The organism is Leifsonia williamsii (genome assembly GCF_030433685.1).
In the GTDB taxonomy this organism is placed as follows: domain Bacteria; phylum Actinomycetota; class Actinomycetes; order Actinomycetales; family Microbacteriaceae; genus Leifsonia; species Leifsonia williamsii.
Genome location: NZ_JAROCF010000001.1, coordinates 3,252,706 through 3,271,294, shown reverse-complemented (window position 1 = coordinate 3,271,294; position 18,589 = coordinate 3,252,706). Strand labels below are relative to the sequence as shown.

At 72.3% G+C, this 18,589-nt stretch carries 16 protein-coding genes and 1 tRNA gene; 15 read left to right on the top strand and 2 right to left on the bottom strand.

The window, feature by feature from the left end:
• The first annotated feature begins 49 nt into the window (after positions 1 to 49).
• Complete coding sequence (gene mfd, locus P5G50_RS15470; protein WP_301212130.1) at positions 50 to 3,661, top strand: transcription-repair coupling factor; 3,612 nt, start codon at positions 50 to 52, stop codon at positions 3,659 to 3,661.
• Between the two features lie 191 nt (positions 3,662 to 3,852).
• Here mfd and P5G50_RS15465 read toward each other — a convergent pair whose 3' ends face one another.
• A complete protein-coding gene (locus P5G50_RS15465; protein WP_301212131.1) occupies positions 3,853 to 4,995 on the bottom strand; it encodes a Na+/H+ antiporter NhaA in 1,143 nt (380 codons plus the stop codon).
• 137 nt (positions 4,996 to 5,132) lie between these two features.
• Between P5G50_RS15465 and P5G50_RS15460 the strand changes: the two genes are divergently transcribed.
• The 13 genes from P5G50_RS15460 to P5G50_RS15400 all read left to right on the top strand — a co-directional run bounded on the left by P5G50_RS15460 (position 5,133) and on the right by P5G50_RS15400 (position 17,618).
• The gene (locus P5G50_RS15460; RefSeq protein ID WP_301212132.1) at positions 5,133 to 5,816 is read left to right on the top strand and encodes a nucleoside triphosphate pyrophosphohydrolase; all 684 of its coding nucleotides are present in this window, start codon (positions 5,133 to 5,135) and stop codon (positions 5,814 to 5,816) included.
• A 111-nt stretch (positions 5,817 to 5,927) separates the two neighbouring features.
• Positions 5,928 to 6,983 carry an iron-siderophore ABC transporter substrate-binding protein gene (locus P5G50_RS15455; RefSeq protein ID WP_301212133.1) on the top strand — a complete coding sequence of 352 codons (1,056 nt, stop codon included), beginning with the start codon at positions 5,928 to 5,930 and terminating at the stop codon, positions 6,981 to 6,983.
• A 6-nt stretch (positions 6,984 to 6,989) separates the two neighbouring features.
• On the top strand, positions 6,990 to 8,066 hold the full coding sequence (locus tag P5G50_RS15450) for a FecCD family ABC transporter permease (RefSeq protein WP_301212134.1): 1,077 nt from the start codon (positions 6,990 to 6,992) through the stop codon (positions 8,064 to 8,066).
• Positions 8,063 to 9,142, top strand: coding sequence for a FecCD family ABC transporter permease (locus tag P5G50_RS15445; RefSeq protein WP_301212136.1), 1,080 nt, complete (start codon positions 8,063 to 8,065; stop codon positions 9,140 to 9,142). The genes P5G50_RS15450 and P5G50_RS15445 overlap by 4 nt, the downstream gene beginning before the upstream one ends.
• A 1-nt stretch (position 9,143) precedes the next feature.
• Complete coding sequence (locus P5G50_RS15440) at positions 9,144 to 9,953, top strand: ABC transporter ATP-binding protein (protein WP_301212137.1); 810 nt, start codon at positions 9,144 to 9,146, stop codon at positions 9,951 to 9,953.
• A gap of 281 nt (positions 9,954 to 10,234) precedes the next feature.
• On the top strand, positions 10,235 to 11,527 hold the full coding sequence (gene hisS, locus P5G50_RS15435) for a histidine--tRNA ligase (protein WP_301212138.1): 1,293 nt from the start codon (positions 10,235 to 10,237) through the stop codon (positions 11,525 to 11,527).
• A complete protein-coding gene (locus P5G50_RS15430) occupies positions 11,524 to 12,114 on the top strand; it encodes a DUF1349 domain-containing protein (RefSeq protein WP_301212139.1) in 591 nt (196 codons plus the stop codon). The genes hisS and P5G50_RS15430 overlap by 4 nt, the downstream gene beginning before the upstream one ends.
• 52 nt (positions 12,115 to 12,166) lie before the next feature.
• Entirely contained in the window at positions 12,167 to 13,447 is a 1,281-nt protein-coding gene (eno, locus tag P5G50_RS15425) for a phosphopyruvate hydratase (protein ID WP_301212140.1), read from the top strand.
• Positions 13,448 to 13,552: 105 nt separating this feature from the next.
• Positions 13,553 to 13,801 (top strand): hypothetical protein, encoded by a 249-nt coding sequence (locus tag P5G50_RS15420; RefSeq protein WP_301212141.1) that lies wholly within the window; start codon positions 13,553 to 13,555, stop codon positions 13,799 to 13,801.
• Positions 13,802 to 13,835: 34 nt separating this feature from the next.
• Positions 13,836 to 14,369, top strand: coding sequence for an FtsB family cell division protein (locus tag P5G50_RS15415; protein WP_301212142.1), 534 nt, complete (start codon positions 13,836 to 13,838; stop codon positions 14,367 to 14,369).
• Between the two features lie 10 nt (positions 14,370 to 14,379).
• Positions 14,380 to 14,895, top strand: a complete 516-nt coding sequence (locus P5G50_RS15410) for a DUF501 domain-containing protein (RefSeq protein WP_301212144.1) — start codon at positions 14,380 to 14,382, stop codon at positions 14,893 to 14,895.
• Positions 14,892 to 16,175: a S8 family peptidase gene (locus P5G50_RS15405; protein ID WP_301212145.1), complete on the top strand. Its 1,284-nt coding sequence runs from the start codon at positions 14,892 to 14,894 to the stop codon at positions 16,173 to 16,175. The genes P5G50_RS15410 and P5G50_RS15405 overlap by 4 nt, the downstream gene beginning before the upstream one ends.
• Before the next feature lie 39 nt (positions 16,176 to 16,214).
• A complete protein-coding gene (locus P5G50_RS15400; protein WP_301230627.1) occupies positions 16,215 to 17,618 on the top strand; it encodes an NAD(P)/FAD-dependent oxidoreductase in 1,404 nt (467 codons plus the stop codon).
• 137 nt (positions 17,619 to 17,755) lie between these two features.
• On the opposite strand, the gene P5G50_RS15395 is transcribed toward P5G50_RS15400, so the two are convergent.
• A tRNA-Leu gene (locus P5G50_RS15395) sits at positions 17,756 to 17,829 on the bottom strand.
• A 382-nt stretch (positions 17,830 to 18,211) separates the two neighbouring features.
• Here P5G50_RS15395 and P5G50_RS15390 point away from each other — a divergent pair.
• Complete coding sequence (locus P5G50_RS15390) at positions 18,212 to 18,583, top strand: YchJ family protein (protein WP_301212362.1); 372 nt, start codon at positions 18,212 to 18,214, stop codon at positions 18,581 to 18,583.
• Positions 18,584 to 18,589: the final 6 nt, after the last annotated feature.

The window sequence follows — 18,589 nt, the reverse complement described above, 5'->3', positions numbered from 1 at the left end:
GCACCCGCGCCCGCACGGGATGTCGGCGGAGCCGCGTAGAGTGGGCTGAGTGATTCTGCAGGGCTTGATCGCGGCGCTCTCGCGCGCCTCCTCGTTCGGTGACGCCCTGGCCTTCTCCGGCCGCGACGCCGACTTCTCGCTGACCGACGGACTCCGCGCGCCACTGCTCGCGGGGCTGCTGCGCCGGCGCGGCGACGCCGGGAAGGCCCAGGCCGTCCTCGTCATCACCGCCACCGGACGCGAGTCGGAGTCGGTGCGCGCGGCGCTGCCGTGCGTGCTGCCCGACGCCGAGATCGTCGAGTTCCCCGCGTGGGAGACGCTGCCGCACGAGCGGCTCAGCCCGAGCGCCGAGATCGTCGGCAAGCGCCTGACCGCCCTGCGCCGCCTTTCCGACTGGGCGCAGGGGGAGCGCCGGGCCCCGTTCGTGCTCGTCGCCTCGGTGCGCGCCGCGCTGCAGCCGCTCGCCGACAACCTCACCGACTACCCGGCGATCGAGCTGGCCGCCGGAGGCCGCGGCTTCGACCTCGGCGGGCTCGCCTCCCAGCTGGTCGACCTCGCCTACGCGCGCGTCGACATGGTCACGCGCCGCGGCGAGTTCGCGGTGCGCGGCGGCATCCTCGACGTGTTCCCGCCGACCGCCGACCACCCGTACCGCGTCGACTTCTTCGGCGACGAGGTGGAGCAGATCCGCGCCTTCTCGGTGGCCGACCAGCGGTCGCTGCCCGAGCCCATCCCGGCGGTGACCCTGCCGCCGAGCCGCGAGCTGCTGCTCAGCGACTCGGTGCGGCAGCGGGCGCGCGAGATGGAGCACGAGTTCCCGAGCCTGTCGTCGATGCTCGCCAAGATCGGCGAGGGCATCCCGGTCGAGGGGATGGAGTCGCTGGCTCCTGCGCTCGTCGACCGGCTCGTGCCGCTCACCCACTACCTCCCCGACGGCGCCGCCGTCGCCGTGTTCTCGCCCGAGCGCGTCGCCTCGCGCGCGGTGAGCCTCGCCGAGACGAACCGCGAGTTCCTCACGGCCGCCTGGAGCGCCGCCACCGTGGGCGCCGCGGCCCCCATCGACCTCGCCGCCGGCGACTTCCTCACCCTGCAGCAGCTGCACGATTCGGTGAAGTACAGCCGCCCGGGCGCTCCGGCCGGTGACCACCCGTGGTGGACCATGAGCGGCTTCCAGGCCAACGACGTGTTGCCGGAGGAGCGCGAGCTGGAGGAGCACCTCCAGGTCCGCATCGACGCCGACGCCGTGCCGAGCTTCCAGGGCAACGTCAACGGCGCCCTGGAGCACCTGACCGCCCGGCTGCGCGACGGCTGGCACGTCGCGATCGTCGCCGAGGGCGCAGGACTGGTCGAGCGCGCGGCGCAGGTGCTGGCCGAGGCCGAGCTTCCGGCCCGGCACGTGGAGGAGTTCCCGGCCGAGCCCGAGGCCGGTATCGCCTACCTGCTCAAGGCGACCGTGGAGCACGGCTTCGAGGTGCCGGAGACGAAGCTCGCCCTGATCAGCGAGGCCGAGTTCTACGGCCGCACCGTCGGCTACGACTCCCGTCAGGTCAAGAAGCTGGCGACCCGGCGCAAGAACGTGGTGGACCCCCTCCAGCTCAAGCCCGGCGACTACGTGGTGCACGAGACGCACGGCATCGGCAAGTTCGTGGAGCTGACCCAGCGCGAGGTGTCGAGCGGAGGCCGCAACGCGGTCAAGTCGAAGCGCGAGTACCTCGTGCTCGAGTACGCGCCCTCCAAGCGCGGCTACCCCGGCGACAAGCTGTACGTGCCGACCGACCAGCTCGACCTCCTCACCCGCTACGTCGGCGGGGAGGCGCCGCAGCTGTCCAAGATGGGCGGCAGCGACTGGGCCGCCGCGAAGGGTCGCGCGCGCAAGGCCGTGCGAGACATCGCGGTGGAGCTGGTGAAGCTGTACTCGGCCCGCATGGCGAGCAAGGGCTACGCCTTCGGTCCGGACACCCCGTGGCAGCGCGAGCTGGAGGAGGCGTTCCCGTTCGCCGAGACGCCCGACCAGCTGCAGACGATCGACGAGGTGAAGGCCGACATGGAGCGGCCCATCCCGATGGACCGGCTCATCTCGGGCGACGTCGGCTTCGGCAAGACCGAGATCGCCATCCGCGCCGCGTTCAAGGCCGTGCAGGACGGCAAGCAGGTCGCCATGCTCGTGCCGACGACCCTCCTGGTCAAACAGCATGCCGAGACGTTCGCGGAGCGGTTCGCCGGGTTCCCGGTACATCTGCGGCAGCTCAGCCGGTTCCAGACCGACAAGGAGGCGCGGGAGACGCTGCGCGGCATGGCGGACGGCACGGTCGACATCGTGATCGGCACGCATCGCATCCTCGCCGACGGCGTCACGTTCAAAGACCTGGGGCTCGTCATCATCGACGAGGAGCAGCGGTTCGGCGTCGAGCACAAGGACGCGCTGAAGAAGCTCAAGACCAACGTCGACATCCTGGCCATGAGCGCCACGCCCATCCCGCGCACGCTCGAGATGGCGGTCACCGGCATCCGCGAGATGTCGACGCTCGCGACCCCGCCGGAGGACCGGCACCCGATCCTCACGTTCGTGGGGCCGTACTCCGACAAGCAGGTCGCCGCGGCGATCCGGCGCGAGCTGCTGCGCGAGGGCCAGGTGTTCTTCGTGCACAACCGGGTCGGGTCGATCAACGCGACCGCGGCGAAGCTGGCGGAGTTGGTGCCGGAGGCGCGCATCGGCGTCGCGCACGGCAAGATGAACGAGCACTCCCTGGAGCAGGTCGTCGTCGACTTCTGGGAGCGCCGATTCGACGTGCTCGTGTCGACCACGATCATCGAGACCGGACTCGACATCTCCAACGCGAACACGATCATCATCGATCGCGCCGACAAGTACGGCCTCAGCCAGCTGCACCAGCTGCGCGGCCGCGTCGGCCGCGGCCGCGAGCGGGCGTACGCGTACTTCCTGTGGGACGAGAACAAGCCGCTGAGCGAGACCGCGCACGACCGGCTCTCCACCATCGCCGCCAACAACGACCTGGGCAGCGGCATGCAGGTCGCCCTGAAGGACCTCGAGATCCGCGGCGCGGGGAACCTGCTCGGCGGCGAGCAGTCCGGTCACATCGCGGGCGTCGGCTTCGACCTCTACCTGCGGATGATCGGGGAGGCCGTGAGCACGTTCCGCGGCGAGGTGGCCGAGGGCCAGACCGAGCTGCGACTGGAGCTGCCGGTCGACGCCCACATCCCCGAGGAGTACGTCGACAGCGAGCGCTTGCGGCTGGAGGCCTACCAGAAGCTCTCGACCGCGAGCTCGCCCACGTCGAAGGACGGCCAGATCGACCTCGTGCTGGAGGAGCTGACCGACCGCTACGGCCAGCCTCCCGCGCCCGTGCTCAACCTGATCGCCGTGTCGCGGCTGCGCCGGGCGGCGCAGAAGGCGGGACTCGGCGAGGTCGTGGCGATGGGCTCGAACCTGCGGCTGGCTCCGGCGATCCTGCCGGACTCAGTGCAGGTGCGGCTGCAGCGCATGTACCCGGGCTCGAAGTACCACGCCGCGCCGAAGGTCGCGATGGTGCCGCTGCCCCGGGTCGACGGCGAGGCGCTGCCGGATGCCGAGCTGATCGACTGGGTCGCGACCCTGCTCGGCGCGCTGTTCCCGCAGCCGGCCCCGGAACCGGTCGGCTGACTCCGCGCCGTAACTCCGGAGTCCTGCCGCGACACGCCGCACCACGTGGCTCAACTCCGGAGACCCGGCCCGTCCGCGCCGCAACCTCCGGAGTTGCGGGCCTGCGCGCGACTCCGGAGCTCGTGGAGGATGCGGGCCGGATCTCCGGATGAACGCGCGAGCGGGCGGCGCGCCGCCCGCCGCCTCCGGAGTTACCCGCGGTGGGGGTACCGCGCCCGGTAGCGCCGCGCGAGCGCGCTCACGAGCCCGCCCGACACGACGATGGCGACGGCCGAGCCGAGGAGCACCGCGAGCGTCCCCTCCGCCCGCGTCTGCCCGGTGAAGGCCAGCTCGTTCATCAGCAGCGACACCGTGAAGCCGATGCCGCCGAGCGCCCCGACGACGATCAGGCCGAACAGGGGGATACGGGCCCGGTCCTCCGGGCTGCGCGTGAACGACCCCAGCCACCCGCCGAGCGTGATGCCGACCAGCTTGCCGACGGGCAGCGCGACGAGGATGCCCCAGAATGCGGGCGAGAGCTCGGCGGGGGAGACCGCCGGGATGACGACGAGCGCGGCCGAGAAGGCGAACAGCGGCAGGATGAGCCCGTTCGACCACGGCTCCAGCGCGTGCGCGACCCTGCGTGCAGGCCCTCGCGACATCACGAGGCCGAGCGCGACGCCCGCGATGGTCGCGTGCACGCCCGAGTCGTAGACCAGCCACCAGGTGAGCAGGGCGACCAGCACCATCAGCACGCCGATCGGCCAGCGCAGCCGGCCCCGCAGCAGACGGCTCAGGAGGCCGAACGCGACGACCGCGACGGCCGCGAGCAGCAGCTCCACCAGGTTCGGGTCGGTGGTGAAGAACACCGCGATGATCACGATCGCGATCAGGTCGTCCAGCACCGCCAGCGCCAGCAGGAAGACGCGGAGCCGGTTCGGCAGCCCCCTGCCGAACACGGCGAGCACGCCGAGCGCGAAGGCGATGTCGGTCGCGGTGGGCACCGGCCAGCCCTGCCCGAGTCCGGCGCTCCCCGCGAAGGCCAGATAGACCAGCGCGGGCACCGCGACACCGCACGCGGCCGCGATCGCGGGGTGGAGAGCCTTGGCGACGCTGTTCAGGTCGCCCGCGACCAGCTCGTGGCGCAGCTCCACGGCCACGATGAAGAAGAAGACGGCGAGGAGGCCGTCGCTGATCCAGTGCCCGACGCTCAGCTCGAGCCCTCCGGCGCCCAGATGCGCATGCTGCAGGTCCAACAGTGCGGGGCCGGCCGCGGTGTTGGCCAGCAGGAGGCCGAGGGCGGCGGCGCCCAGGAGCAGGGCGGCGGCGGTGCGTTCGGAGCGGATGATGCTCATGGAGATCCGATCTCGCGCGTGCGCGCGTGCAGGGTCGAAGACGCCGACCAGACTTCCCGGCACACCAGCGGACAGTCTAGCGGCGGGCCCCGGAGGCCGGTGAGAGGATGGAGGAGTCCCGGCGCAAGGAGCATCCGATGACCGACTCGGCCCCCACCACGTTCGACGGAACCAAGCTCGACGAGCTCGTCGCCATCACCGCGCGGCTGCGTGCCCCCGGCGGCTGCCCGTGGGATGCCGACCAGACCCACGCGTCGCTCGTCCAGTACCTCATCGAGGAGACGTACGAGCTGGTGGAGGCGATCGAGGCGGGCGACCGCGAGGAGATGATCGAGGAGCTCGGCGACGTGCTCTACCAGGTGCTCTTCCACGCCGACATCGCGGCGCACACGCCGGGGGAGGACTTCGACATCCAGGACGTCGCCGCCCACATGACCGCGAAGATGATCGGCCGGCACCCGCACGTCTTCGGCGGCGACCGCACGGCCGAGACGGCGGACGACGTGGTCGGGTTCTGGGACGACCTCAAGAAGGCCGAGAAGCCCGGTCGCACGAGCGTGCTCGACGGCATCCCGCAGGCCATGCCCTCCCTCGCCCTCGCCGACAAGCTCCTCGGCCGCGCCGAGAAGGTCGGGCTGCTCGACCTGGGCGAGACCGGGGGAGTGCAGGTGGGCAGCGAGGACGAGCTCGGGCCGCTGCTGCTCGCCATCGTCGCGTCGGCGAAGGCGCAGGGGCTCGACGCCGAGCGTGCGCTGCGGTCGACGCTGCGCGAGCTGCAGGGGGAGATCCGGGAGCACGAGGCCGCCGCGCCGGAACTGTGACGATGCTCCGCATCCGGTGACGCGAGATGCGGGGGTGGCCGAGGTTAGGTTAGGCTCCCCTAATGTGCCGCTCGGCACGATGACCCCCCGTTTCCTCGTCGAAGGAGTCCCATGCACGCCTCCGCCCGCTCCGGCCGCCGCCGGTCGCGCCTCGCCCTGACCGCGTCCGCGGTCGTCGCCGCCGTCGCGCTGGCTTTGACCGGTTGCAGCTCGGCCTCGCCCGAGAGCGGAAGCACCTCCTCCTCCGGCACCGGCTCCTTCCCGGTGACCGTCGACAGCGCGCTGGGAAAGACCACCATCGACGCCAAGCCCGAGCGCATCGCGACCTGGGGCTGGGGCGCGCAGGACGTCGTCCTCGGCCTCGGCATCGTGCCCGTGGCCATGCCCGCCTTCACTTACGGCGGCAACAAGGACAAGGTCCTCCCGTGGGACGCCGACAAGATCAAGGAGCTCGGCGGCACGACCCCGCAGCTGCTCAACGCCGACAGCGGCGAGGTGCCGTTCGAGGAGTTCGTGAAGGCGAAGCCCGACGTCATCCTCGCGCCGTACTCCGGCCTGACCCAGGAGGAGTTCGACAAGCTCAGCCAGATCGCCCCCGTCGCCGCCTACCCCGAGAAGCCGTGGGCGACGAGCTGGCGCGACCAGACCACGATCGTGGGCAAGGCGCTCGGCATGTCGAAGGAGGCGGAGGCCCTGATCACGAAGACCGAGGACGCCATGTCCGCGCTCGCCGACAAGCACCCGGTCATCAAGGACAAGACCTTCTTCTACGCCGCCGCCAACCAGCCGGGCGTGCTCAACGTGTACCGCGCCGAGGACCCGCGCGTGCAGATCCTCAACGACCTCGGGATGAAGAACTCGGCCAGCATCGCCGACCTCGACGCGTCGAAGGGCGACGGCAGCTTCTTCTACCAGCTGAGCTACGAGAACCTCTCCAAGATCGACGCCGACCTGCTCGTGATGTACTTCGACACCCAGGCCTCGCTCGACGCCTTCACGGCAGACCCGCTGGTCGCCGCGATGCCGAACATCAAGGAGGGACGCTTCGCCGCCCTGGTCGGCGAGTCCTACGTGGCCGCCACCAGCGCGCCCAGCGTGCTGGCCATCCCGTGGTCGCTCGACAAGTTCGTCCCGCAGCTCGCCGAGGCCGCCGACAAGGTGAAGTAACGCTTCATGCCCGCGAGCGCACAGCGCGCCGTCTCGGCGGCGAACGGCGTCGACCGGACCGGGGAGCCCCTCCCGGCCGGCCGGCGCCGTCGGCGTACCCTCCTGGGCTTCGCCGTCGCCGTGCTCGCGCTGCTGATCGCGTGCGTGCTCAGCCTCATGGTGGGGGCGCGCACCATCGCGCCGGGCGACGTGCTGAACGCGCTGCTCCACTACTCGCCCGGCGACCCCGACGCACTCGTGGTGGTCGGGAGCCGTCTCCCGCGCACGCTGCTCGGCCTCGCCGCCGGGCTCGCGCTCGGGCTGGCCGGCACGGTCATGCAGGGGCTCTCGCGCAACCCGCTGGCCGATCCGGGCATCCTCGGCGTCAACTTCGGCGCCTCTCTCGCCGTCGTGGTCGCCATCGCGTTCCTGGGGGTGACCAGCGTCTCGGGCTACGTGTGGTTCGCGTTCGCCGGGGCGGCGCTCGCCGCGGCGCTCGTCTACGCCGTGTCGTCAGTGGGCCGGGAGGGGGCGACGCCGGTGAAGCTCGCGCTCGCCGGAGCCGCGGTCTCGGCTGCGCTCGGCTCGCTCATCACGGCCGTCATGCTGACCAGCCGGGTCTCGCTCGACACGATGCGGTTCTGGCAGGTCGGCTCGCTCGCCGGACGCAATCTCGGCGTGCTCCTGCAGGTGCTGCCGACGCTCGCCGTCGGCGCGGTGATCGCCTTCGGGCTCGGCCGGGTGCTCAACGGGCTGGCGCTCGGCGACGACGTCGCCCGCGGGCTCGGTCAGCGCGTCGGGCTCGCACGCGTGCTGAGCGGCATCGCGATCGTGCTGCTCTGCGGCTCGGCCACTGCGGCGGTCGGCCCGATCGCGTTCGTGGGCCTCGTCGTGCCGCACGCCGCACGCTGGGTCGTCGGCAGCGACTACCGCCGCATCCTCGCCTTCTCGGCCGTCATCGCGCCGACCCTGCTGATCGTCTGCGACGTGATCGGGAGAGTCGTCGCGCGCCCCGGCGAGCTGCAGGTCGGCGTCGTGATGGCCTTCGTCGGGGCCCCGCTGTTCATCGCACTCGTGCGCCGCCGGAAGCCGGCGAGCCTGTGAGCCCCGCGCGCACCGCGGACGCCGCCGCCTCCTCGTCCTCCTCCGCCCGCGCTGCGGCCGCGATCGCGACCGACTGTCGCCGCCGCACCGGCCGTGGGCTCCGAGTCGCGGTCGTCCTCGCCGTGCTCGTGCTGCTGGTCGGGGCCGTGTCGCTCACGCTGGGCGCGGCCGGGCTCGCGCCCGCGGACGTGCTCGCGGCCCTGGTCGGCCGCGCTGACCGGCTGACGTCCTTCGTCATCCTGCAGCTGCGCCTCCCGCGCCTGGTCGCGGCCGCGCTCGTCGGTGCGTGCCTCGGCCTCTCGGGGGCCCTGATCCAGTCGGTCGCCCGCAACCCGCTCGCGAGCCCGGACATCATCGGCATCACCGCCGCCGCGAGCGCGTCGGGCGCCGTCGCGCTGGTCTGGTTCGGCATCACCGGCCTGGCGCTCTCGGGAATCGTGCTGGCCGGCACGTTGGTCGCCGCCGCCCTGATCTACCTGCTGGCCTGGCGCCGCGGCGTGAGCGGCTACCGGTTCGTGCTGGTCGGGATCGGCGTGGCCGCCGTCTGCACCGGGTTCGTCTCTTACGTCCTCACGACCGCGGACCTCAACGACGTGCAGCAGGCGCTGGTGTGGATCACGGGGAGCCTGAACAACGTCGACAGCACGGCTCTGCTGGTGCTCGGCGTCGGCGCCGTGGTGCTGATCCCGTGCGCGCTGCTGCTCGGCCGCCCGCTCGCCGCGCTCGGGCTCGGCGACGACCTGGCCGCGGGGATCGGCGTGCGGACCGAGCGGACGCGCCTCCTCGTCGTCGCGGTCGCCGTCGCGCTGGCCGCGGTCGCCGTGTCGATGGCGGGCCCCGTTTCGTTCGTCGCGTTCCTCGCGGCGCCGATCGCCCGCCGGCTCGTCGGTCGCGGTTCGCTCGCGCTCGTGCCATCGGCGCTCGTCGGCGCGCTCGTGCTCGTCGTCTCCGACATCGTCGCGCAGTTCGCGGTGCCGGGCGTCGTGTTCCCGGTCGGCGTCGTGACCGGGATCGTCGGCGCGCCCTACCTGCTGTGGCTGCTCACCAGGACCAATCGGATCGGCCGGGGAGGCTGACATGACCGACACCGCATCGCACGCCGAGCTCGCCGCCGGCGGCCTGACCCTGGCCTACGAGGGGAGGGTCGTCGTCGACGACCTCGACCTCGAGCTCCCGCGCGGCGAGGTGACCGCCATCGTGGGGCCGAACGCCTGCGGCAAGTCCACGCTGCTGCGCGGCCTCTCGCGGCTGCTCCCGCCGACAGCGGGCGCCGTCCTGCTCGATGGGGCGGACCTCCACTCGCTGCCGACCAAACAGGTCGCGACGCGCCTGGGCCTGCTGCCGCAGACACCGACCGCGCCCGACGGGATCACCGTCGCCGACCTCGTCTCGCGCGGCCGCTACCCGCACCAGGGCTGGTTCCGACGCTGGACGGCCGAGGACGACGAGGCCGTCGCGGAGGCGATGATCGCCACCGGCGTCGCCGAGCTGGCGGAGCGCCCGGTGGACGAGCTCTCCGGCGGCCAGCGCCAGCGCGTCTGGATCGCGATGGCGCTCGCCCAGCGCACCGGCATCCTGCTCCTCGACGAGCCGACGACCTTCCTCGACATCAGCCACCAGCTCGACGTGCTCGACCTGCTGCTCGACCTCAACGCCGCCCGCGGGACGACGGTCGTGATGGTCCTGCACGACCTCAACCTGGCCGCGCGCTACGCCGGCCACCTCGTCGCCATGCGCTCGGGCGCGATCGTCGCGGCCGGCGCTCCGGCGGACGTGGTCACGCCCCGGCTCGTGCGCGACGTGTTCGGCGTGGAGTCGGTGGTCGCACCGGACCCCGTGACGGGGACGCCGCTGGTGGTGCCGCTGGGGCGGCATCACACGGCCTGACTGCCGCGCAGGGGCTCTGACGACAGCGGCCGACAGGGTGTCCGGTCATCGTGGACGCCGTGTCGGCCTGTCGTGTCTGGCAGCGAGCACCTCGGCGCGGTCGGACGGGATGCGGCTCATGCCAGGTCCTGGCGGGACACCACCGCACCGCGCCGGTGACGCGGCATCAGGGTGGCAACGCCCACATGGTAAGCCCGCGAACCCTTCGTGCGCCATACCCCCCCGTTACCGTTCCGTGATCTGCGCGACGGCGGGCGGGCGCCGCATGGAAGAATCAAGGCATGGCCTCTCCGATCACCCCGCCCCGCGGCATGCGCGACTTCCTCCCCGCAGAGAAGGCCCGCCGGGAGCATGCGCTCGGTGTGATCAGGAGGAGCTTCGCCTCCCACGGCTTCGACGAGATCGAGACCCCGGTCGTCGAGGATGTGGCGCGACTCCACTCGGGCCTCGGCGGCGACAACGAGAAGCTGGCGTTCAGCGTGCTCAAGCGCGGGCTCGACGGCGACGACCTGCGCGCCGCGCTCGAGACCGGCGACATGCTCGCGCTCTGCGACCTCGGCCTGCGGTTCGACCTGACGGTGCCGCTGGCCCGGTTCTACGCGACGCACCGCGCCGAGCTGCCGCCGGTGTTCCGGTCGATCCAGATCGCGCCGGTCTGGCGCGCCGAGCGCCCGCAGAAGGGTCGCTACCGCCAGTTCGTGCAGTGCGACATCGACATCATCGGCGAGGGCACGCAGCTGGCGGAGGTCGAGCTGATCACCGCGACGGCGGCGGCGCTGGAGGCGCTCGGCCTCACCGACTGCACCATCCGCATCAACGACCGCCGCATCCTGAACGGCCTGCTGGAGTACTGCGGGTTCGCCGAGGACCGCTGGCCGCAGGTACTGATCTCGGTCGACAAGCTCGACAAGATCGGGGCGGAGGGCGTGGTCGCCGAGCTCAGCGAGGGCGGAGCCGACTCCGCGGCCGTGCTGGGCGGCATCCTCTCCGGGCTCGAGCCGCACCTGGCCGACGGCGGCGTGGAGCTGACCGTCGAGGCGATCACGGGCATCCTGCCCACGGGCATGGACCCCGACGCCGTGGCCGAGCTGGAGGCGCTCGCACACGCGCTCGACACCCTCCCGACCGGCGTGCGGCTGCGCTTCGACCCGACGCTCGTGCGTGGCATGGGCTACTACACCGGCACCATCTTCGAGATCGCGCACCCCGGATCGGGCAGTTCGGTCGGCGGCGGAGGCCGCTACGACGGCATGATCGGGCGCTTCCTCGGCACCGACGTCCCGGCCGCGGGCTTCTCCATCGGCTTCGAGCGTGTCGTCGACCTGATCGAGGTGCCGGAGGACGCGACCTCCGAGTCGGTCGTGCTCGTGTACGACCCGGCCGTGCCATTGGACAGGCTGGCCGCGATCAAGACGGAGCTGATCGCCTCGGGCCGCCGGGTCCGCCTCGACCGCCGCGCGAAGAACCTGAAGGCCGTGCTCGACCGCGCGGCGGCCTCCGGGTACCGCTCGTTCGCGTTCGTCAACGCCGACACGGCCGACGCCTCCTCGCTCGAGTTCAAGGCGCTGTCGTGACCGCCTCCGCCTCCGCCGTCCCGTGGAGCGCGGGGCGATGGACGCATGAGCCGGCCGCCGTGCGGCCCGACGGCGACGCCCTCCTCGTGACCGCGGTGGAGGGCAGCGACGCGTGGCGCACGACCGCGTACGGGTTCGTGCACGACAGCGAGCACGCCCTCCTGGCTCCGCTCGATCCCGGCACGGCCGTCGAGGTCGCGTTCACGGGCGACTTCTCCGGCGAGTTCGACCAGGCCGGCGTCTTCGTGCGCGTCGACGACGAGCACTGGACCAAGGCCGGCGTGGAGTTCGCCGACGGCGCCCTGCAGCTCGGCGCCGTCGTCACGCACCGCTTCTCGGACTGGTCCGTCGCGCCGGTGCCCGACTGGGCGGGCCGGAGGATCACCATCCGCGTCAGCCGCGCCGGCGACGCGATCACGGTGCGCGCGCGGGCGGGCGACGAGCCGTTCCGGCTGGTCCGCGTGGCGTACCTGGCGCCCGATGCGCAGGCATCCGCAGGCCCGCTGATCAGCGCGCCGAGCCGCGCCGACCTGACCGTGCGCTTCGAGGCCTGGACGGTCGGCCCGGCGGACGCCGCGTTGCATTGAACCCCTAGACTGACGACGAAACCCCACGAAGAAGACCACTGAGGAGACAGTTGTGGCTCAGATCGAAGCTGTAGGCGCTCGCGAGATCCTGGACTCGCGCGGCAACCCGACCGTCGAGGTCGAGGTGCTCCTGGAGGACGGCACCGTCAGCCGTGCCGCCGTCCCGTCCGGCGCGTCCACCGGCGCCTTCGAGGCCTACGAGCTGCGCGACGGCGACAAGGGCCGTTACCTGGGCAAGGGCGTCGAGAAGGCCGTCGACGCGGTCCTCGACGAGCTCGGCCCGGCGATCGAGGGCTTCGAGGCCAGCGACCAGCGCCTGGTCGACGAGGCGATGATCGAGCTCGACGGCACCGACAACAAGAAGCGCCTCGGCGCCAACGCGATCCTCGGCGTCAGCCTCGCGGTCGCCAAGGCCGCGGCCGACTCGGCCGACCTCCCGCTGTTCCGCTACGTCGGCGGGCCGAACGCGCACGTCCTCCCGGTGCCGATGATGAACATCATCAACGGCGGCGCGCACGCCGATACCGGCGTCGACATCCAGGAGTTCATGGTCCTTCCGCTCGGCGCCGAGACCTTCTCCGAGGGTCTGCGCTGGGGCGTCGAGACCTACCACTCGCTCAAGTCGCTGCTGAAGTCGAAGGGACTCAACACCGGCCTCGGCGACGAGGGCGGCTTCGCCCCCGAGCTCGCCAACAACCGCGCCGCGCTCGACCTGATCTCCGAGGCGATCGAGCAGGCCGGCTTCACCGTCGGCAGCGACATCGCGCTCGGCCTCGACGTGGCCTCCACCGAGTTCTTCGAGAACGGCGTCTACACCTTCGAGGGCCAGCAGCGCACCGCGGCCGAGATGAGCGCGTACTACACCGAGCTCGCCGCGAACTACCCGCTGGTCTCCATCGAGGACCCGCTGGCCGAGGACGACTGGGAGGGCTGGGCGCACCTGACCGCCGAGCTCGGCCAGAAGCTCCAGCTCGTCGGCGACGACCTGTTCGTCACCAACCCGAAGCGCCTCGCCCAGGGCATCACCGCGCGCGCCGCGAACAGCATCCTCGTCAAGGTCAACCAGATCGGCACCCTGACCGAGACGCTCGACGCCGTGTCGCTGGCCCAGCGCAGCGGCATGACCGCCGTGCTCTCGCACCGCTCGGGCGAGACCGAGGACACCACCATCGCCGACCTCGCCGTCGCCACCAACGCCGGCCAGATCAAGACCGGCGCCCCGGCCCGCTCCGAGCGCGTCGCGAAGTACAACCAGCTGCTCCGCATCGAGGAGGAGCTGGGCGACGCCGCCGTCTACGCCGGCCGCAGCGCCTTCCCGCGCTTCACCGCGTAAGCAGTTCCGTTCACCGCGAAGGGCGTCCGGCCGCGTGCCGGGCGCCCTTCGTCGTCCCCGCGCCGCCACCCCGCCCGCCGGCCGTCGCGGTGCGAGAATGCCAGCATGCAGGTCAGCGCGGGAGGCTCGGGAGACGTCGGCCCGCTCGTGCTGTTCCTCGCGCTGGCCGGGCTCTTCACCCTGCTCGGCGTGTACCTGCTGCTGCGCCCGGGCTCGGCGGCGGCCTTCTTCGCCGACGCGGAGGCGCGGCGCCGGTTCCGCCCGCGCGACGCCCGTGCGCTCGGCGCGGTGTTCGCCGGCGGGGGAGCGGCGCTCATCGCCCTCGGCATCCTGCGCCTCGCCACGCTGCTCTGAGCCCCGCACAGGGCCGTCGCCTACGATGGGGAGCATGCCGAAGCGTCCCGCGCGCGACTCCCGTCGCGTCCCCGTCACCCTGTCGGGGCCGTCGGGCACCGGGCGCTGGCTGCGCGGCATCCACTTCTCGGCGTTCTCGCTCGTGATGATGGGCGCGGTGGTGCTGGCGGTCGTGATCCTCGCGCCGACGCTCCAGTCGTTCATCACCCAGCGGCAGCAGATCGCCGACCAGCAGGCCGCCGTCGACGCGCTGTCGAAGCAGGTCGACCACCTCCACGACCAGCGGGCCCGCTGGAACGACCCGAGCTACCTGCGGGCCCAGGCGCGTGACCGGCTCTACTACGTGATGCCTGGCGAGATCTCCTACCTCGTCATCGACGACCGGCCACCGGCGGCCCGGCAGGCGGAGACGCCCGTCAGCTCCCGGCTGCAGAAGACCAAGACCGACTGGGTCGGCTCGCTCTTCTCGTCGTTCGTCGGCGCCGGCCTGACCGACGCGACGCCGGATCAGCTGACCGGCGGCGCGCCCGCCCCGACCCCGACCCCCACCCCGACCCCCTCGCAGTGAGCGCACCAGCATGACCAGACCCCCCTTCGATCCCGTGACCGACGAGGACATCGCCGTCGTCACCGGCCAGCTGGGCCGCCCCGCCCGCGACGTCGTCGGCATCGCCGCGCGCTGCGTGTGCGGCCGGCCGACCGTCGTGAGCACCGCGCCACGCCTGGCCGACGGCACGCCGTTCCCGACCTTCTACTACCTGACGCACCCCGCAGCGACCGCCGCGATGTCGGCGCTCGAGGCCACGCAGGTGATGGTCGAGTACAACGACCTCCTCGCCGACGACGAGGAGGTGCGCGCCCAGTACGCCGCCGCGCACGAGCAGTACCTCGCCGACCGGGAGTCGATCGCGGTCGTCGACGAGATCGCCGGCATCTCGGCGGGAGGCATGCCCTCCCGGGTGAAGTGCCTGCACGCCCTCGCCGCGCACGCCCTCGCGGCGGGGCCGGGCGTGAACCCGATCGGTGACCTCGCGCTGGCCCGCGGCGACTGGTCGCCCGAGGTCTGCCAGTGCCAGGTCGACGTCGCCGGATGACCGCTGCCGGGCGCCTGCGCCGAGGGGTCGCGGGGATCGCGGCCGCCGTGACGGCGGTCGCCCTCGTGCTCGCCGGGGCGACGCCCGCCCGCGCGGACCAGGTCCGCGACCTCCAGTACTGGCTGAACGACTACGGCTTCGCCCAGGCCTGGAACACGACCCGCGGCGCCGGGGTGAAGGTCGCCGTCATCGACACGGGCGTCGACGGGAGCGTCCGCGACCTCGCGGGCGCGGTCGTCGGCGGGACCGACGTCTCCGGCGTCGGCGCCGCGAACGGGCAGCGCCCGCTCGGCGACGGCGACGCGGCCGATCATGGCACCTGGGTCGCCTCCCTGCTCGCCGGGCGCGGCACCGGGCCCGACGACGGCGTGCTGGGCGCGGCGCCCGAGGCGAGCATCCTCACCGCCTCCGTCGCCCTCGGCAAGGCCATGGGCGCCGTCGGCAGCGACGAGCAGATCGCGCAGGCGATCCGCTGGGCCGTCGACAACGGCGCCTCCGTGATCAACATGTCGCTCACCCGCAACACCCTCGACTGGCCGACCTCGTGGGACGACGCCTTCCAGTACGCGTTCTCGCACGACGTCGTCGTCGTCGCAGCGGCGGGCAACCGGGGGAGCGGCACGACCGAGGTCGGCGCCCCGGCGACCATCCCGGGCGTGCTCACCGTCGCGGGCGTCGACCGGCAGGGCATGGCCAGCTTCGACGCTTCCTCGCAGGGCATCACGATCGGGGTCTCGGCGCCGAGTGAACAGCTCGTCGGCGCGAATCCGGGCGGAGGCTACGTGCAGTGGGAGGGCACCAGCGGCGCCGCGCCGCTGGTCTCGGGCGCCGTCGCGCTGGTGCGGGCGGCCCATCCCGAGCTGAAGGCCCCCGACGTCATCGAGCGGATCATCCGCACGGCCCGGCCGGCGGCGGGCGGCGCGGTCCCCAGCCCGATCTACGGTTACGGGCTGCTCGACGCGGCCGCGGCCGTGACCGCCGACGTCCCGCACGTCTCGGCCAACCCGATGGGCGATCTGACCGAGTGGATCCGCGTCCACCGCCGCGCCGAGTCGCCGTCGGCGCCCGCACCCGGCGGCAGCGCGCAGGGCCAGGCGCCGGCCCCCGTGAAACTCGCGCCCGAGCGCGCGCTACCATGGAAATCGTTCTTCTGGCCGCAATGGGGCGTCCTCACCACCTTCTGGTTGCCGTTCAGCCTGATCGCCGGATTCCTCGCCCTGTTCGCCCTCGGCGGCGTGGGGGCGTGGCTCCATTTCAGGCGGAGGGCTTCCAGGGAGTAGCCTGTCATCCATACTTTCGTGCTGAGGAGACGCATCACTGTGCCCAAAATCCTGATCGTCGGCGGTGGCTACGCCGGCTTCTACACCGCTTGGAAGCTCGAGAAGCAGCTTCGCAAGGGCGAGGCCGAGGTCACCATGGTCGACCCGCTGCCGTACATGACGTACCAGCCGTTCCTCCCCGAGGTGGCCTCCGGCTCCATCGAGCCGCGTCATGCGGTGGTCGCGCACCGCCGCCACCTCAAGACCACGAACATCATCTCGGCCAAGGTCACCTACATCGACCACGCCAAGAAGACCGCCACCATCCAGCCGGCGATCGGCGAGGCGTACGAGTTCGCGTACGACATCGTCGTGGTGACCGCGGGCGCCGTCTCGCGCACCTTCCCGATCCCGGGCGTCGCCGACCAGGCCGTCGGCCTCAAGACGATCGAGGAGGCCGTGTTCATCCGCGACCGCCTGCTCGAGAACTTCGACAAGGCCGCCGCGCTGCCGGCCGGCCCGGAGCGCGACCGCCTGCTGACCGTCGTCGTCGTCGGCGGCGGCTTCGCCGGCATCGAGATCTTCGCCGAGCTGCGCTCGTTCGCCAGCTCGCTGCTGTCGAAGTACCCGGAGATCTCGTTCGAGGACACCCACTTCCACCTGATCGAGGCGATGGGCCGGATCATGCCGGAGGTGTCGCTCCCGACCAGCCACTGGGTCATCAAGAACCTGGCGGAGCGCGGCGCGCAGATCCACCTCGAGACCCAGCTGCAGAGCGCGGTCGACGGCGTCATCCAGCTCTCCACCGGCGAGTCCTTCGAGTCCGACCTCATCGTCTGGACCGCGGGCGTCATGGCGAACCCGACCGTGGTGCGCCACACCGACCTCCCGATCGAGGAGCGCGGCCGCCTGCGCGTGCGCGCGGACCTCCGCGTCGGCACCGAGGAGGAGATCATCGAGGGCGCCTGGGGCGCCGGCGACGTCTCGGCCGTCCCCGACCTGACCGGCAACGGCGTCGGCGGCTACTGCGTGCCGAACGCCCAGCACGCCGTCCGCCAGGCGAAGCTGCTCGCGAAGAACCTCGTCGCCGACATGCGCGGCGAGCTGCCGCGCCAGTACTACCACAAGAGCCTCGGCGCGGTCGCCGGCCTCGGCGTCGGCATCGGCGTGCTGCAGTCCGGCAAGCTCGCGATCAAGGGCGTCGTCGGCTGGCTCGCCCACCGCGGCTACCACGGCCTGGCGATGCCGTCGTGGGAGCGCAAGTGGCGCGTGCTGTGGGGCTGGTGGAACAACTTCTGGCTCGGCCGCGACATCGTGTCGCTCCCCGGCCTGTCGAACCCGCGCGGCGCCTTCGAGGAGTTCGCCGCCCGCCCGAAGCCGGCCGTCGAGGCCGCTCCGGCGGCGGAGCCCGCCGCGGCTCCGGCCAAGGCGTCGAAGGCCAAGGAGCCCGCGCCCGCCAAGTAAGGCCACGCGTCGAAGGCCCGGCACCCGAGGAGGGTGGCCGGGCCTTCGTGCGTTCACGGAAAAGGATCGTGCGCGGAGAGGACTGCATCGCGACAGGGTCGTGAGAAGGTGCGACCGCAGAAGGGGCCGTAGCGAAGTACCCCCAGTGGGACTCGAACCCACACTCGGGCGATTTTAAGTCGCCTGCCTCTACCGATTGGGCTATGGGGGCGGAGCCGGCGCGGGGACGCTGCGCCCCCGGGGCGTCAGCGGTCGCGGAACGGCGACTTGATCATCTGGACGATGGCAGCGGTCGCGATGCCGCCGCCCACGAGCACGACGAGCCAGATGAAACCGATGAGCAGACCTTCCATGAACCCCAGCCTACCGCCCCGGCGCTCGGGCTCGCCGCCTCGCCGCGGTTGAGAGGTCCCTCAGTCGATTGAGGGGCGGCGCTCAACCGGCGGCGGGATGATGTGCTCGACACCGTTTCTGGTGAGGTGTCCCCGACCCGGCCGAGGCGCGTGATCCCCCGACACGCCCCGGCCGGGTCCTTTCTGTCGAGTGGGGGCGCGGCGGAGAGGGCGGACACCTCCGGCGGTAGGCTCGGATGCGTGTCCGCGCTCCGCTGCCCCTGCCTCAGCGGCTCGCCGTACGACGAGTGCTGCGGGCCTCTGCACCGCGGCGAGCCGGCGCCGACCGCGGAGCGGCTGATGCGGTCCCGGTTCTCGGCCTTCGCCCTCGGCGACGCCGGCTACCTGCTGCGCAGCTGGCACCCCTCGACCCGGCCCGCCGAGCTCGACCTCGACGACCGCGTGCGCTGGTACCGGCTCGACATCGAGCGCACGGAGCGGGGAGGGCCGTTCGACCGCGACGGGGTCGTCGCGTTCACGGCGTACTACCGCGGCGACGAGCGCGGGCAACTGCACGAGGTGTCGCGGTTCGTGCGGGAGGGCCGCGACTGGTTCTACGTCTCGGCCGTGTGAGCAGCG